Genomic DNA, 14,920 nt, shown 5'->3' on the forward strand with positions numbered 1-14,920 from the left:
GGTGGCGCGGACCCCCCTGGGGGCCCGCGGGTGGGTGCCGGCGGGCGGCGCCCGGCGGGCCCGGGGCCCGCCCCCCCCCCCCCCCCCGGCCCGGCGGCGCCCGTCGTCCAGCAGGACCTCGGTGCCGCCGGTCGCCGCGTCGACCAGGACCGCCCCGTACTCGGCGACCCCGCCGGGCAGCCGGTAGGCGGCGCAGCGGTCCGCGACCTCGGGGGCGGAGCGTCCGGTGGCGACCACCGTGCGGTAGCCGTGGGCGCGCAGGGCGCGCAGCGCCAGCATGCCGGCGGGGGAGGAGGCGGGGAAGCCGAGGACGTCGGACTCCAGGACGCCGTCCACGTCGAGGACGCAACAGGGGCCGTGGGGCTCCTCGACCAGGTCCGCGAGGTAGACGCCGGCGAGGAAGCGCTGCACCGCCCGGGCCTGGGCCCGCCGGGCTTCGGCGCGGGTGCGTTCGGTGGGTTCCAGCCCGTCCTGGAGGGCGGTGTGCCGGGCCTGGACGAGCCGCAGCAGGCACCACCGCGCGGCGGAGACCTCCTCGCCGGTGGCGCGGCGGTACTCGGCGAGCAGCTCCGCGTCCTCGTCCGGCGGGGCCGGGACCAGGCCGTCGTCGGGGCCGCGCTCTGGGCCCTCGTCAGGGCCGCGCTCTGGGCCGTCGGCGGCGCCGGCCGCGCCGGCGAGGTCGTAGGCGGCGTCGTAGCTGGCGAGGTTGAGGTGGCCGAAGGCACCGTCGGCGTACGCGGTCTTGTGCCAGCCGCCGGCGCCGTCGGCCGTCCAGCGGTGACGCGCGGTCAGGCCGTCGGTCACGCAGGGGCGGTCGGAGGCCAGCAGGGCGCGGGTCAGCGGGTCGAGCAGGGCCGGGCGCAGCACGGTGTGCAGGCGCCCGAAGGCGGGCGCGAGCTGGCGGGCGGCGGCCTCCCAGACGGGGTCGCGCCCGGCCAGCCGCAGGCTCCGGTCGGCGGGGACGGCCAGCAGGCGCTGCCGGGCGGCCACGTACCGGGCGACCTCGGCGGGCGGGACGACCCGCCGGTCCGACGACCCGGCCGACGACCCGTTCGCCGCCCGGTCCGACGGCCCGTCGGCGGGTCCGTCCGCAGGTCCGCCGCCCGGGACGGCCGTCGGGAGGGCCCGGACGAGCACGCCGTCGGCGAAGCCGAGCGGACGCGGGACCAGCCCGGCCAGCGCCCCGGCGACCGCGGGCGCGTACGCCCCGAAGTAGCCGACGCCGGTCCACTCGGCGAGCAGCGGCACGTCCTCCACCCCGCCGTCCACCCCGCCGTCCGGCCCGGCCGTGCGGGCCGAGCAGACGACCGCCAGGTGTGAGCGGCGGGAGAGCGGCCCCTGCGGGCCGACCGACAGGTCGAGCAGCTGTCGGCCGGGCGGCAGCACGGAGGGCAGCAGGGTGGTCAGCGCCCCGGGGGAGAGCAGCCTCCGCACGTGCCAGTCGCGGCCCGGCAGGACCACGCAGGGCAGGCCGTGCAGGGCCGGCGGCAGGGCGCCCGCGTCGTCGAGGGTCGCGAGGACCGGGACGACCGACGCCGGGTCGAACCCGCCGCGGACCGCCTGCGCGGCGAGGCCCGCCAGGGACCCGCCGGTCACCGGCGGGTCGTCGACGAGCAGCAGCAGGCCGCCCCGGCGCCGCAGGTCGTGCACCACCGACATCCGTCCCGGCAGCAGCGCCGCGCCCGGACGCGTGGTGCCGACCGTCACCGCCCGGTGGCCGAGCCGGCGCAGCTGCGCCGCGAGCAGCGGCGCGAGGTAGCTGCCGGAGGTGCGCACGCCGAGGACCAGCACCGGGCGGTGGGGGTCCGGGTGGCGGGCGTCGACCAGCCGGGCCAGCGCGACGCAGTCCTGCGGGTGCTGGTCGAAGCTGCGGAAGCAGGCCGGGGGGCGCTGGACCGCCCCGGCGAGCAGCATGCGGGCGCCGGGCAACCGGGCCAACCCGGCCACCGCGGCGGCGAGTTCGGCGAGCAGGTCGGCGGCCGGGCCGGCGCCGTCGGGGTCGTCCGGTGCCGGATCCCCCGCCGGTGCGGCCTCCAGGAGGGCCCGCAGGGCCAGGCGGTCGCGCAGCGCTCCCGCCCGCCCGCACCACGCGTGCAGCCGGCGTGCGGGCGGCGCGGCCAGCCACAGTCCGGTCGCGGTCCGCAGCCCGGCCCGGGCCGCGCCGACCGCGCCGGGCCGGCCGCCCTTCGCCAGGTGCTCCACCAGTCGGCGGGGCCGCCATGCGGTGCCCTCCAGCACGTCCTCGACGACCTGGACCAGCCCGGCGCTCAGCAGGAAGGCGTCCAGCCACTGTCCACCGGCGGCGCGTCCGAGCAGGCGGTCGGTCAGTTCCGGCACGGCCAGGTGCAGGTCCACCGGTGATCGTTCACCGTCGGCCGCCGCGGTCTGCGCATCGTTCATTCGTGGACTCCCGTGAGCTCCCGAAGGAGGGGACAGCGCCCGCGGAGCCGAGCAGCCGCTGTGCCTTCCCACTCTAGGCACCCGGCGTCCCGCCTGCTTCCCCAGCCGCGCGCGGGGCGTACGACGGCGCGTCGTGCCGGGGGAGACCCGCACCGGGGACGGGCCGCGCGCCCCGGAGCCGTCGGCGCGGTGACCGCGGGACCGGACCGGCCCCGGCTCGCCAGGGCCGGATCCGCGACGTACCGGGCCGGACCCGCGACGGCGACCGTCGGCGCGGCGACCGCGGGACCGGGGACCGGCACGGGCATCGGGCGCCTCCTCGTCGAGCCCCCCGTTCCGTCCAGCGTGCACCGGCCCGGCCGGGAACGACAGCCCTGATCCGTGTCCGCCCGGCCGCGCTGCGTGCCCGCCCGGCGCCGCGCGGCACCGCCGGGCGCCGGCGCCGCGGTGTCCGCGGGCGGCCCGGGCCCAGGGCGGCGGGGTGGGTAACGTCTTGGCCACGGGCCGGTCCGAAACCGGTCGAACTCGGCGACCTCCGTCAGCCGCCTGCGACATGATGATGCGTCAAGGTGTCGGCTGGAAGGGGAGCGACAGGATGGCCGACGGGGTGCCGACGGGCTCGGAACCGCGCACGCGGGTGGACCGGCGGCCCTGGGGCCGCCCGGAGGACACCCCGACCGGCGGTCCGCCCTCCAGGCTCAAGCGGTTCCGCGCCCACCCGGACGCGCCGACCAGGGTCGTCCCGCCGCCGCGCGACGCCACCCCGAGCACCGTCACCCGCCGTCCGGCGCCCGCCCGCGGCGGCCACTTCGGCGGCGCCTTCCCGGCCGCCCTGCTGAACCGGTACGAGCCCTACGAGGTCGCCGGTTCGGGCACCGAGGGCACCGTCTGGCACGTCCGGCGCACGGACGGCGGCGGGGACGCCGCCGTGAAGGTGGCGCGGGCGGGTCAGGCCATGGACGCCGAACTGCTGCGGCACCTGCGTACCGAGGCGTACCGGCGGCACGTCCCCGAGATCATCGACTTCGGCCGGGTCGAGCACGCCGGGACGGAGTGCGCCTGGGTGGCGATGGAGTACCTGCCGGTCACCCTCGCCGACCACATCGCCGCCCTGCACCGCGAGGGCCGGCACACCGACCCGCGCGAGACCGACCGGATCATCCGCGAGCTCGTCGCCATGCTCGACTTCTGGCAGCGGCGGATCCAGCGCAACCCGGTGGACTTCAAGCCCTCCAACGTCCTGGTGCGCCCCGGCGGCGGCCCCGGGGAGTTCGTGATCTCGGACTTCGGCGGCGTCGCCCGCCTCACCGCCAGCCGGAGCTTCTCGCCCGAGATGCAGGTCACCATCGCCTACATGGCCCCCGAGCAGCTCGCCGGGGCCAACCATCCGGCCGGACCGTGGTGGGGCCTGGGCAACGTGCTGTACGAGCTGTTCTCCGGCCGCCCGCACTACCTGGACGCGGAAGGCCTCCTGGTCAGCGACGAGGTGCTGCAGTACGACCTGGTCTTCGGGGAGCAGGCGGACCTCTCCGCCGTCACCGACCCGCGCCGGCTCATGCTGCTCCAGGGCCTGCTGACCAGGAACCCCGCCCACCGCTGGAAGGCCGAGCAGGTCACCGGCTGGCTGGACGGCGCCAGCCCCGCCGTCGTGCGCCCCCAGGGCGCGGCCGCCGGCGCCGTGGGCGGCTACGCCCACCGGCCCGTCACCTTCCTGGGGGACCCGTACCACGCCCCCTCCGTGCTCGCCTGGACCATGCTGAACCGCTCCGGGGAGGCCGCGGAGTGGCTCGTCGACGGCGGCGCGCAGCAGCTGCTGGCCTGGCTGCGCGACGAGGTCAGGGACACCCTGTTCGACCTGCACTACCTCCGGGCCGTCGACATCGCCCGGGGCACCCGGCGGGCCGACGCGGCCGCGCTCGCCGTCCTCGCCTTCGGCGCCGCGTTCGCACCCTCGGCCACCCCGGTCCACCGCGAGCGCCCGATCGACTCGGCCGGCCTCACCCGGATCGCCGCCGCGCCGGACGCCGTCGCCGTCATCGACGAACTGCTCGCCGCCTCGGTGCACACCGTCGCCGCCCGCTACGACTGCGACCACCCGGAGTGCCACGGCGAGCACTGCGGGCGGCTGCTGGCGCTCGCCCGCGTGCCGGAGGTGGTGGCCGACACCGACCGGGTCGCCCGGGAACTCGGCGGCGGCCGGCGGACCGGGGACGGGCTGAGTGTCGAGGAACGGGCCGAGTCCTACCGGCTGGCGGTCTGGCTGACCGTCCAGCCCGAGGAGCACACCCGGCTGCTGGGCCGCCTGTCGCCGCTGCCCACCGCACTGCACCGGCTGCCGCTGCCCGTGCGGGTGTCCGCCGTCCTGGCCCTGGTGGCGGCGGTCGTGGCGGACGTCGCGCTGGTCGCCTGGGCCTGGGCCAGGGCCAGGGCGGCGACGGGGCGCGGGACGGCGGACGGGGTGCGGCGCCGCTGGTCGGCGCTGCGCCGCCGCGCGGTGCGCGCCACCCCCGGGACGGTGGCGGGCTGCGCCGCCCTGGTCGCCGCCGAGGCGCTGCGGACCAGGTGCGCCGCCGTCGCGGAGGACGCGCCCGAGCGGACGGACGGCCGGGACGGCCCGGGACCGGCCGCGCGGCGCCTGCGGGCGTACCTGGCCCCCCGGGCCCGGATCTGGTGGGCGAACGCCAGGACCGCCCTGCCCCGCCAGGCGGCCGCGGCCCTGCTGGTGCTGGTGGGCCTGGCGCTGGTGCTCTGGGCCGGCACGCTCGCGAGGATCAGCGTCGACGCCGGCAACGCGCTCGCGGTCCTGCCGAACGGCGCGTTCGGTGACCGGCTGCGCACCGCCGGGGAGCGGGCGGCCCGGTCGGTGGCGCCGCAGCTGGGAGCGGCCGCGGCGGCCGCCGTCATCCTGGTGGTGTTCCCCGCCCGGGTCGGCCGGGGGACGCTGGCCCTGGCCGCGGCTGCGGCCGGGGCGATCGGGTACCTGCGCCTGGGGCCGCCGATGACGGTGCTCAAGCCGCCGCCCGCCGTGGTCGACCGGGTGGTGGTGTTCGAGGGCGGCATGGGCAGCTGGGCCGGGGTGGCGGCGGCCGTCGGGGTCGTCGTGGCCGTGGTGTTGACGGAGCGGGCCGCCCGGTTGACGGGGACGGTCCACGAAGCCCGGATCCGGACCGCCGAGCAGTGGCGGTGCCTGACCCGGCCTGCCGGAGCCGGAGCCGGGGCCGGGGCCGCGGGTGGCAGGGCCGGCGAGACCGGCCGGGGCGGAACCGGCCGCAGCGGTGGCGGCCGCAACGCGACGGACCGCAACGCGACCGGCCGCAGCGGAACCGGCCAGGGCGGCAGCAGCCGGAGCGGTCCGGCACCGGTCGCGCGGGCCTGGAGCCCGGGCGGCGCCGGCACGCGCGAACGCGTCCGCTTCGCACTCGGCTGCACCTTCGTGCTGGTGGTCCTGCTGGGGGCCACCGTCGAGGTGCGGCTGGCCGCCACCGGGCACCACCCGACCCCGGAGTCCTGGGGGACCGGCCTGGTCGGCGCCGACTACCAGACCGGCTTCACCGTGCTGCTCGCCGCCGTGTCGTTCGCCGGCACGCTGGCAGGGCCCCGCACGGCGCGCCGGCTGTTCACCCTCTGGCTGCTCGGCACCATGCTGCTCGGCGCCCTGCCGCCGCCGCTCGGGCCGATGGAGGCGTTGCGCATTCCGGTGGCCGGGCCGCTCTACCGCGGCATCGCCGGGTTCTGGGGCCACAGCGCCTTCTGGGCCGCCGTCCTGATCGCCCTTCCCCTGGTGTGCCTCGGTATCCAGCGCACGGTGCTGCGCGCCGGCCGCTGACACGCGACCGGGGAGCGGCCGCACCGCTCCCCGGTCCCGGCACCCCGGTCGTCGCCGCGGACGGACATCCCGGTCACCGCGGCGGGGCGGGCAGCCACCAGGACCGGCGCCACAGCAGCACGGCAGCCACGAGGGTCTGGCCGATGAGCCAGGCCGCGCCTGCGCCGGTGATGCCGAGCACCGGCAGCAGCAGCGCGGTCAGCGCCAGCACGACGGTCGAGAGCCCGGCGAGCACGCCCACCACGACGCCCATCCGGCGCCGGGCCCGGGACAGTGCGACGACGGTGGTGTTCAGCAGGTTCGGCAGCGCGGACAGGGCGAGCAGCCACAGGACGACCGTCCCGTGGTCGGCGTAGTCGCGGCCGAACAGGCGCAGCGCCAGCGGCGCGACCGCGATCAGCAGCACGACCGCCGCGACGAGTACGCGGCCGGAGTGCCGCAGCACCCGCCGGTAGTCGTCCAGTCTGCTGATGTCCCGGGCGGACTCCACGACCAGCGAGTAGCCCATGTTGGAGCTGAAGCAGTACAGCGCGAACGGCACCATCCAGGCCAGCGAGAAGTACGCGCTCTCGGCGGCGCCGAGGCGGTTGAGCACCATCACGGGGGGCAGGTTGACCGCCGCCAGCCAGCACATCGCGCCCGCGTAGTCCGCGGCGAGGTAGCCGAAGGTCGGTGCCGAGGTGTCCGCGCGGGCCTTCGGCGGGGTCCGTTCGTGCCGGGGCACGGCGCGGCCGAAGACGAAGGTGTTCGTCACGGCGACGGCGAGCGCGATCCCGATCATCCAGGAGACGAGGATCCCGTTCTGCGCGCCGACGGCGGCGAACAGGACCAGCAGCCCGATCTTCTCGACCGAGAAGAGTCCGTTTTCCAGGGCCACCCAGTCCGCCCGCCGGAGGCCGGTGAGGACGCCGTCCTGCAGGTTGAAGACGGCGTAGCCGGCGGTGGCCAGGACGAAGGCCGGGCCCAGGACCCAGCTGTGCAGGAAGTCCAGCCCCGGCGAGAGCACGGGGATCAGCATCACCAGCCCGGCGGCGAACACCAGGGTGAGCGTCGAGGCCGCGAGGTAGGCCAGCCCCACCAGCCGTCCGGTGCGCTTCCCGGCGGAGGGCACGAAGCGCACCATGGCGTTGGCGAGGTTCAGTTGGCCGATCCCGCCGAGGAACATCATCGCGGAGACGGCGGCGAAGTTCCGGCCGACGGTGGCCGGGTCGTACCAGTGGGCGGCCAGCGCCCAGTAGAGGGCGCCGAAGAGCGACGTCAGGAGCGAACTGAGGGTCAGCACGTGCGCGTTGCGCAGCAACGGGTCGTAGCCCTTGGCGGAGTCGAGGAGTGCCCGGCCCCGCGTCCGCACCGACCGGAGGACGGCTGCGGACGTGCCGGCTCCGTTGTTCACCACCAGCAGCTCCCGTCCCCGGCCCACCCCGGTCCGGACGCGGCCCGCAGCCGGTACGGGCCGGCGTGCCCATCCTATGACCCGACCACGACCCGCCGCCCGGCCACGGTGGCGGGCACCCCCCCGTCGGGCGGGCGGGCGCCGGGGGGCGAACCTAGCCTGGGAGGCGGGGACCCCGGCGGACCGACCGGAGAGGAGCACGGCGCGCCATGCCCAGGACGCTTCCCGCCGGTGTCGAGGTGACCAGTCCGGCGCCGCGCGAGCTGTGGTGGGAGCTGATCGGCCGCGACGGCGGTGCGTTGGTCACGCAGACGCCGACCTGGCTCGACTGCCTCTGTGCGGCCTGGCCGTTGGAGGACGCGAGCAGGCTGTACCGGTTCGACGACGGCCGGCTGGTCCTCGTCCCGCTGGTCCGGCACCGCCGCCGGGCGACCCGGCTGCTGACGGAGGAGTCCTGGCCCGGTTGGGGTGTCGGGGGCCCCGTCGTGCCGGACGGCGCACCGGACGCGCGGCAGGCCCGGATCGTCCTGGAGGACCTCGCGGCCCGGCCCGCCCTGCGGGTGGCGGTGCGGTTCGGCCCCCGGGCGGCCCCGGTCTGGGGCGAGGCCGTGCCGGGCGCCTTCGCGCCGGTCGACCGCACGACCTACCTGCTCGACCTGGAGGGCGGGTTCGAGGAGGTCTGGGCCCACCGCTTCCGCCAGCAGGTGCGCCGGGGCGTGCGGCGGGCCGAACGCGAGGAGGTCGAGGTGGAGGTGGACCGGAGCGGGCGGCTGGTGCCGCAGTTCCAGCGCCTCTACGACGAGTCGGTGGTCCGCTGGGCCGAGCAGCAGCACGAGCCGCTGGCCCTGGCCCGCCGGCGCCGTCGGCGGGAGGAGCCGCCGCGCCTGCTGGAGGCGGTCGCGGAGCGCTTCGGTACGTCCTGCGCGATCTGGCTGGCCAGGTGCGGCGGGGAGCCGGCCGCCGCGATCGTCGTGCTGCGGCACGGCACCCACACCAAGTACTGGCGCGGGGCCATGGACCGGCGCCTGGCGCACCCGGTCCATGCCAACCACCTGCTGCACCGGCTCGCCGTCGAGGACGCGTGCGCGGCCGGGAGCCGCCTCTACGACATGGGTGACGCCAGGCCCGATTCCTCGCTGGCGGGGTTCAAGCAGAGCTTCGGGGCGCGGCCGGTGGCGTCCCCGGCGTACTACCGCGAGCGGTTGCCGCTGACGGCGGCGGACCGCCGGCTGCGCGGTGCGGTCAAACGGGTCATCGGGTTCCGGGACGCCTGACCCGCCGACTCGCTGGACCGACCCCCCGACTCGCCTGAGGACCGGCCAACGCGCCTGACCGACCCGCCGGACCGGGCCCGGTCGCCCGGCGGCCGGTGCCGCTCAGCCGACCAGCCGGGAGAGCTCGATCGAGTGTCCCGTCCGCTCCACCTTCGCCGTCAGGTAGCGGACGTTGCTCGCCGACAGGTGCACGCCCGTCGGCACCCGGTGCCGCACGGTGATCCCGAGGTCGGCCAACTGCGCCGCCTTGTCGGGGTTGTTGCTCAGCAGGTCGATGCCGGTGGTGCCGAGGGCGGCGAGCATCTGGGCGGCGGCGGTGTAGTCCCGGCCGTCCTCGGGCAGGCCGAGCGCGGTGTTGGCGTCGTACGTGTCCAGCCCGGAGTCCTGCAGGGCGTACGCGTCGAGCTTGTTGTAGAGCCCGATGCCCCGGCCCTCCTGCCGCAGGTAGAGCAGGTACCCGCCGGCCTCGCTGATCCGCTCCACCGACTCGCGCAGCTGGGGTCCGCAGTCGCAGCGGTCCGAGCCGAAGACGTCGCCGGTGAGGCATTCGGAGTGCAGCCGCACGAGCGGCGTCCCGCCTTCGGGGACCGTGCCGAGTGCGAGGGCCAGGTGCTCGGCGCCGTCGGTGAGTCCGTGGAAGGTGAAGACCTCCGCCTCGGCGCGGTAGCCGTCGGGGAAGGTCAGCGGGATGCGCACGCGGGAGCGCACCGTGGCGGGGCCGGGTCGGGGCATGGGCGGGCCTTCGTCGATCGTGGGTGGACCGGGGCGGATCGGGTCCGGGTGGACCGGGTGTCGACCGTACTCGGTTGTTCCAATTTGAACAACTGGGTCGCCCGATGTCCGACGCGACCCCGGTGGCGCACAACACCCCGCCAGTCCCGCCTGTTCCCGCCCGATGTACCAGCATGTGGAAGGGGAACGGTCCGGGGTGTCGACACTGCGGGACTTCGTCCCGTTTCCTGGGCACGGGAACGCCCCGCGCACGACCACCGACGACCACGGAAGGTCCTGATCAGATGCCCATGAGCCGCCCCGACGCCACTCCCGAGAGCTCGACCGGGCCCCGCTTCGACGCCGAACAGCGCGCCGTCGAGGCCCTCTTCGCGGACGTGGTCCGCCGCAACAAGGGCGAGTCGGAGTTCCACCAGGCCGTCCACGAGGTGCTGGAGACCCTGGCCCCGGTGCTCGCCCACCGCCCCGAACTCCTCGACGCCCGGATCATCGAGCGGATCTGCGAGCCGGAGCGGCAGTTGATGTTCCGGGTGCCGTGGACGGACGACGCCGGCGACGTCCACGTCAACCGCGGCTTCCGGGTGGAGTTCAGCAGCGCCCTCGGCCCCTACAAGGGCGGGCTGCGCTTCCACCCCTCGGTCGACCTCGGCATCGTCAAGTTCCTCGGCTTCGAGCAGATCTTCAAGAACGCGCTCACCGGGCTGTCGATCGGCGGCGGCAAGGGCGGCTCCGACTTCGACCCCAAGGGCCGTTCGGACGCCGAGGTCATGAGGTTCTGTCAGTCGTTCATGACCGAGCTCCACCGCCACCTCGGCGAGCACACCGACGTGCCGGCCGGGGACATCGGCGTCGGCGGCCGCGAGATCGGCTACCTCTTCGGCCAGTACAAGCGGATCACCAACCGCTACGAGGCCGGCGTCCTCACCGGCAAGGGCCTCGGCTGGGGCGGCGCTCAGGTCAGGACCGAGGCCACCGGCTACGGCTGCGTGCTGTTCACCGCCGAGATGCTGCACAGCCGCGGCGACGGCCTGGACGGCCGCCGGGTGGTCGTCTCCGGCTCCGGCAACGTCGCGCTGTACGCGATCGAGAAGGCGCAGCAGCTCGGCGCGACGGTGCTCACCGCCTCCGACTCCTCCGGCTACGTGGTGGACGAGAAGGGCATCGACCTCGCCCTGCTCAAGGAGGTCAAGGAGGTCCGGCGCGGCCGGATCTCCGAGTACGCCGAACTGCGCGGCAGTCACGTCAAGTTCGTCGAGGGGCCGGGGGTGTGGAGCGTGCCCTGCGAGGTCGCGCTGCCCTGCGCCACCCAGAACGAGCTGACCGGGGCCGACGCGCTCGCCCTGGTGCGGAACGGGGTGCTCGCGGTCGCCGAGGGCGCCAACATGCCCACCACCCCGGAGGCGGTGCGGGTGTTCCAGGAGGCCCGGGTGGCCTTCGGGCCGGGCAAGGCGGCGAACGCGGGCGGTGTCGCGACCAGTGCGCTGGAGATGCAGCAGAACGCCTCCCGCGACTCCTGGACCTTCCGGCACACCGAGGAGCGGCTGGCCGGGATCATGAAGCACATCCACGACTCCTGCTTCACCACCGCCGAGCGCTACGGCCGGCCCGGCGACTACGTGGTGGGCGCCAACATCGCGGGCTTCGAGCTGGTCGCGGACGCGATGCTGGCCCAGGGCCTGGTCTGATCCCCGGCGGCCCGGCCCGATCCCCGGCGGCTCGGCCCGATCCCCGGCGCCGGGGACCCGGCGATCGGCACCCGACCGCAGCGGGCACCGATCGTCGGGTACGGCAGGGTGGGTCCTTCCTACGGTGGTGATCGGCAAGGAAGGACGGGGTGGACGTGCTGGAACACCTGAATCGGGCGATGGACCACATCGAACGGCACCTGGACGGCGAGGTCGACGCGGCCGAGCTGGCGAGGATCGCGATGACGTCGGAGTACCACTTCCGGCGGCTGTTCTCGATGCTCGCCGGGATGCCGCTGTCGGAGTACGTGCGGCGCCGGCGGCTGACCGTCGCGGGGGCCGAGGTCCTCGACGGCGGGCGGACGTTGCTCGACGTCGCGGTCCGCTACGGGTACACCTCGGGCGAGGCGTTCGCCCGGGCGTTCCGGGCGATGCACGGGGTCGGGCCGGGAGAGGCCCGGCGCGACGGTGCGACGCTCATCTCCCAGCCCCGGATGTCCTTCCGACTCGTCGTGGAGGGGAGCAGCAGCATGGAGTACCGCATCGTCGACAGGCCGGACTTCCGGATCGTCGGCAGGAAGGCCCGGGTCACCCTGATCTACCAGGGGATCAACCCGGCGATCGCCGAGTTCATCAGAGGACTCGGTGAGGAGACCGTCGAACGGATCGCCGGCCTGGCCGGGGAGGACCCGGCCGGGATCGTGTCGGTGAGCGACGACTTCTCGCCCAACCGCGAGGAGGGGTCCGAACTCGATTACTGGCACGCGGTGGTGGCGCGCGAGGACGCCGTCGTCCCGGCGGACCTGGACGTCCTCGACGTCCCGGCCGGGACGTGGGCGGTGTTCACCAACAGCGGGCCGTTCCCGCAGGCCCTGCAGGAGATGTGGGGGGACGTGGCCGCCCAGTGGTTCCCGTCCAACCCGTACGAGGCCCGGCCGGGCCCGGAGGTCCTGCGGGTCCGCTTCGTCCCGGGGACGGGTGACGCCGAGGCCGAGCTCTGGATCCCGGTGGCGCGGGCCCTGCGGGGCTGACCGCCCCCGTTCGGCCCACCAGCTCCCGCCCCCGGCCCTCCCCACCCCGCATCCTGGGCGGGGAGGGCCGGGGGCGACAACGAGCTGGAGAACCGACGCCATGAAGCAGACCTCCGTGACCACCGGCGCCCCCTGCTGGGTCGAACTGGGCACCTCCGACCCGGCCGCCGCCGGGGCCTTCTACCGGGAACTGTTCGGCTGGCGGGAGGACGACGGCGGGCGCCCCGGAGCCGGGGACCACGCCCGGATGCTCCTGGGGGACGTCCCGGTCGCCGCGATCACCCCGCGCTACGGGCCGCGGCAGCCGACGGCCTGGTCGGTCTGCTTCGCGGTCGCCGACGCCGACGCCACCGCGGCGAGGATCAGGGACGCCGGCGGCAGCCTCCTGAAGGATCCCGCCGACGTGCGCGACCAGGGCCGTTTCGCGGTCGCCGCCGACCGCTCCGGCGCGGTCTTCCTCCTCTGGCAGGCCCGCGCCTTCGCGGGCGCCGGCGTCTTCAACGAGCCCGGCTCGCTCGGCTGGGTGGAGCTGCTCACCCGTGACCCGGCGGGCGCGACCGACTTCTACCCGGCCGTCTTCGACTGGTCCGTCGCGGCCTCCGAGTACTACACCCAGTGGGGCCTGGCCGGTCAGGACTTCGGCGGCATGCCGGTGATGGGCGAGGGCTTCGCGCCGGAGGTGCCGCCGCACTGGCAGCCGTACTTCTCGTGCGTCGACGCCGACCTCACCGTCGGCCGGGCGGTCGCACTGGGCGCGGACGTGCTGGTGCCCGCGTCCGGTGCGCCGGGCGCCCGGCGGATCGCCGTGCTGCGCGACCCGCAGGGGGCGGCCTTCGGCGTCTACCACGCCCCGTCGGCGGGCTGAGCCGGGCGACGCGACGCGCGCGAGCGCCGGTTCGTCACCACCGCCGCCACGGCGGCCCCCGCCGTGATCAGCAGCGCCCCCGCCGGTACCACGTCGCCGACGCGGTCGTACCAGGTCAGCGTGCCGGGCGCGGTGAGGGGCAGCCGGACGGTCAGCGAGCCGGTGCCGTCGGTGCCGAGCCGGGCGAGCTCCCGGCCCTGCGCGTCGAAGGCCGCCGAGACGCCGGTCAGCGCGGCCTGGACGGCCGGCCGGCCCGTCTCGGCCGCCCGGATCGCCGCCAGCGAGACGTGCTGTTCGGGCGCCCAGGTGTGTTGGAACGTCGAGGTCGAGGACTGGTAGACCAGCACCCGGGCGCCGTCCCGCGCGGCGGTGCGGGCCATGTCGGGAAAGGCGGACTCGAAGCAGATCAGCGCCCCGACCGGCAGCGCGGCGCCCGTCCGGTCGGTGGCCGGCAGCAGGTGGAACGCGCTGCCGGGTGCCCGGTTCTCGCCCGCCGCCCGGCTGACCCCGGCGATCCAGCCGAGCACCGGCCGCAGCGGGATGTACTCGCCGAACGGCACCAGCCGGATCTTGCGGTAGCGGTCCGCCACGCCCGCCGGGGAGACCAGCACCGCGTCCTTGGAGATCCGCCCGTCCGCCTTGCGCGCGTCCTCCCCGGCGATGATCCGGGCGCCGGTGGTCGCGGCGAGTCCGCGCAGCGCGTCCAGGGCGGCCGGGTCGTGGTCCAGGTCGGCCGTGGTGCTGCTCTCGCCCCACACGACCAGGTCCACCGGCTGCCCGACCAGGGCGGCGGTGGCCCGGGCGCTCGCGTCGAACCGGGCCTGCGGGTCCTCCACGATCCCGGGCTGGACCAGCGCGACCGTGACGGACCCGGCTCCGACGGGCGCCTCGCGCAGCGCGAACAGTGCCGGACCGGAGGCCAGGACGAGCACGGTCGCCGCCGCCGCGGCGGCCCGCGGCCGCCAGTGCACGGCGGTCAGCGCGATCAGCACCCCGGTGTTCACCGCCGCCACCGCCGCGCTGACCAGCCAGATCCCGCCGGCCGAGGCCAGCCCGAGGACCGCCGGGTGCTGCCACTGGGTGGCGCCGAGCAGCGCCCACGGTCCGCCGAGCGCCGGCCAGGACCGCGCGTACTCGGCGGACACCCAGACCGCGGGGACGACCACCAGCGCGAGCAGCGCCCGACGGGTGGTCAACGGCGGGTGCAGCAGCCGGTGCACGGTGTACCCGACGGCAGCCTGCAGCGCACCGAACAGCACCGCGAGCACCGGGAGCGCGGGGCCGATGGAGGGCACCAGCCAGTACATCGCGGTCAGGATGAACCCCGACCCGAACCACCAGCCGCGCACCGCCGCCTCCCGCCCCGACGGCGCCCGCTGCATCAGCAGCAGCCCGGGGACGAGGGCGATCCACGCCAGCCAGGCCTGCCCGGGGGCCGGGAACGCGAGCACCGGCACCGCCCCGGCGGCCAGCGCCCCGATCCGCGCCCGGTACCGGTGCGGCGGGTGCGTCTCCCGTTCCCCGGTTTCCTCCGGTTCCCCCGCTTCGTCCGCGGGGGTCGTGCTCAGTGCTGGGCTGGTGGGACCGATGCGCCGCGACATGACCCGTATTGTCCGCTCGGACGGCGGACACCACCAGTGTTCCCGTCACCCGGATGGACGACGGGAACACCGACAGCGAGGTGGCGACCCACCTGTCGGGCGGCCGCCCGGAG

General features: G+C 76.1%; 8 protein-coding genes and 1 pseudogene. 5 read left to right on the forward strand and 4 right to left on the reverse strand.

The annotated features are described in order from the left end of the window. Window positions 1-2,400, reverse strand: a pseudogene (locus ACFV0O_RS17480) (hypothetical protein); the annotation flags it as partial. A gap of 595 nt (window positions 2,401-2,995) precedes the next feature. On the opposite strand from ACFV0O_RS17480, the gene ACFV0O_RS17485 reads away from it, so the two are divergent. Further along, window positions 2,996-6,226: a hypothetical protein gene (locus tag ACFV0O_RS17485; RefSeq protein WP_380342269.1), complete on the forward strand. Its 3,231-nt coding sequence runs from the start codon at window positions 2,996-2,998 to the stop codon at window positions 6,224-6,226. Window positions 6,227-6,299: 73 nt separating this feature from the next. On the opposite strand, the gene ACFV0O_RS17490 is transcribed toward ACFV0O_RS17485, so the two are convergent. Continuing rightward, complete coding sequence (locus ACFV0O_RS17490) at window positions 6,300-7,622, reverse strand: lipopolysaccharide biosynthesis protein (RefSeq protein WP_380342270.1); 1,323 nt, start codon at window positions 7,620-7,622, stop codon at window positions 6,300-6,302. A gap of 206 nt (window positions 7,623-7,828) precedes the next feature. Here ACFV0O_RS17490 and ACFV0O_RS17495 point away from each other — a divergent pair, with 206 nt between their 5' ends. After that, entirely contained in the window at window positions 7,829-8,893 is a 1,065-nt protein-coding gene (locus ACFV0O_RS17495) for a GNAT family N-acetyltransferase (RefSeq protein WP_380342273.1), read from the forward strand. A 102-nt stretch (window positions 8,894-8,995) separates the two neighbouring features. Here the strand turns inward: ACFV0O_RS17495 and ribA are convergent, their stop codons facing one another. Continuing rightward, window positions 8,996-9,625, reverse strand: a complete 630-nt coding sequence (ribA, locus tag ACFV0O_RS17500; RefSeq protein ID WP_380342275.1) for a GTP cyclohydrolase II — start codon at window positions 9,623-9,625, stop codon at window positions 8,996-8,998. A gap of 290 nt (window positions 9,626-9,915) precedes the next feature. Here ribA and gdhA point away from each other — a divergent pair, with 290 nt between their 5' ends. The 3 genes from gdhA (at window position 9,916) to ACFV0O_RS17515 (ending at window position 13,206) form a co-directional block, all read left to right on the forward strand. Next, the gene (gdhA, locus tag ACFV0O_RS17505; RefSeq protein WP_380342406.1) at window positions 9,916-11,310 is read left to right on the forward strand and encodes an NADP-specific glutamate dehydrogenase; all 1,395 of its coding nucleotides are present in this window, start codon (window positions 9,916-9,918) and stop codon (window positions 11,308-11,310) included. 155 nt (window positions 11,311-11,465) lie between these two features. Next, window positions 11,466-12,341: a GyrI-like domain-containing protein gene (locus ACFV0O_RS17510; RefSeq protein WP_380342409.1), complete on the forward strand. Its 876-nt coding sequence runs from the start codon at window positions 11,466-11,468 to the stop codon at window positions 12,339-12,341. Window positions 12,342-12,441: 100 nt separating this feature from the next. Further along, window positions 12,442-13,206, forward strand: coding sequence for a VOC family protein (locus ACFV0O_RS17515; protein ID WP_380342277.1), 765 nt, complete (start codon window positions 12,442-12,444; stop codon window positions 13,204-13,206). On the opposite strand, the gene lnt is transcribed toward ACFV0O_RS17515, so the two are convergent. Continuing rightward, entirely contained in the window at window positions 13,182-14,807 is a 1,626-nt protein-coding gene (gene lnt, locus ACFV0O_RS17520; RefSeq protein WP_380342280.1) for an apolipoprotein N-acyltransferase, read from the reverse strand. The genes ACFV0O_RS17515 and lnt overlap by 25 nt on opposite strands. Window positions 14,808-14,920 lie beyond the last annotated feature (113 nt).

The organism is Kitasatospora sp. NPDC059577, from assembly GCF_042735475.1.
Taxonomy (GTDB): Bacteria; Actinomycetota; Actinomycetes; order Streptomycetales; family Streptomycetaceae; genus Kitasatospora.

What these genes read in the sequence shown, in the direction of transcription:
- ACFV0O_RS17485 (WP_380342269.1), top strand. Translation starts at nt 2,996, where the DNA reads ATGGCCGACGGGGTGCCGACGGGCTCGGAACCGCGCACGCGGGTGGAC.
- ACFV0O_RS17495 (WP_380342273.1), top strand. Translation starts at nt 7,829, where the DNA reads ATGCCCAGGACGCTTCCCGCCGGTGTCGAGGTGACCAGTCCGGCGCCG.
- ribA (WP_380342275.1), bottom strand. Translation starts at nt 9,625, where the DNA reads ATGCCCCGACCCGGCCCCGCCACGGTGCGCTCCCGCGTGCGCATCCCG.
- gdhA (WP_380342406.1), top strand. Translation starts at nt 9,916, where the DNA reads ATGAGCCGCCCCGACGCCACTCCCGAGAGCTCGACCGGGCCCCGCTTC.
- ACFV0O_RS17515 (WP_380342277.1), top strand. Translation starts at nt 12,442, where the DNA reads ATGAAGCAGACCTCCGTGACCACCGGCGCCCCCTGCTGGGTCGAACTG.
- lnt (WP_380342280.1), bottom strand. Translation starts at nt 14,807, where the DNA reads ATGTCGCGGCGCATCGGTCCCACCAGCCCAGCACTGAGCACGACCCCC.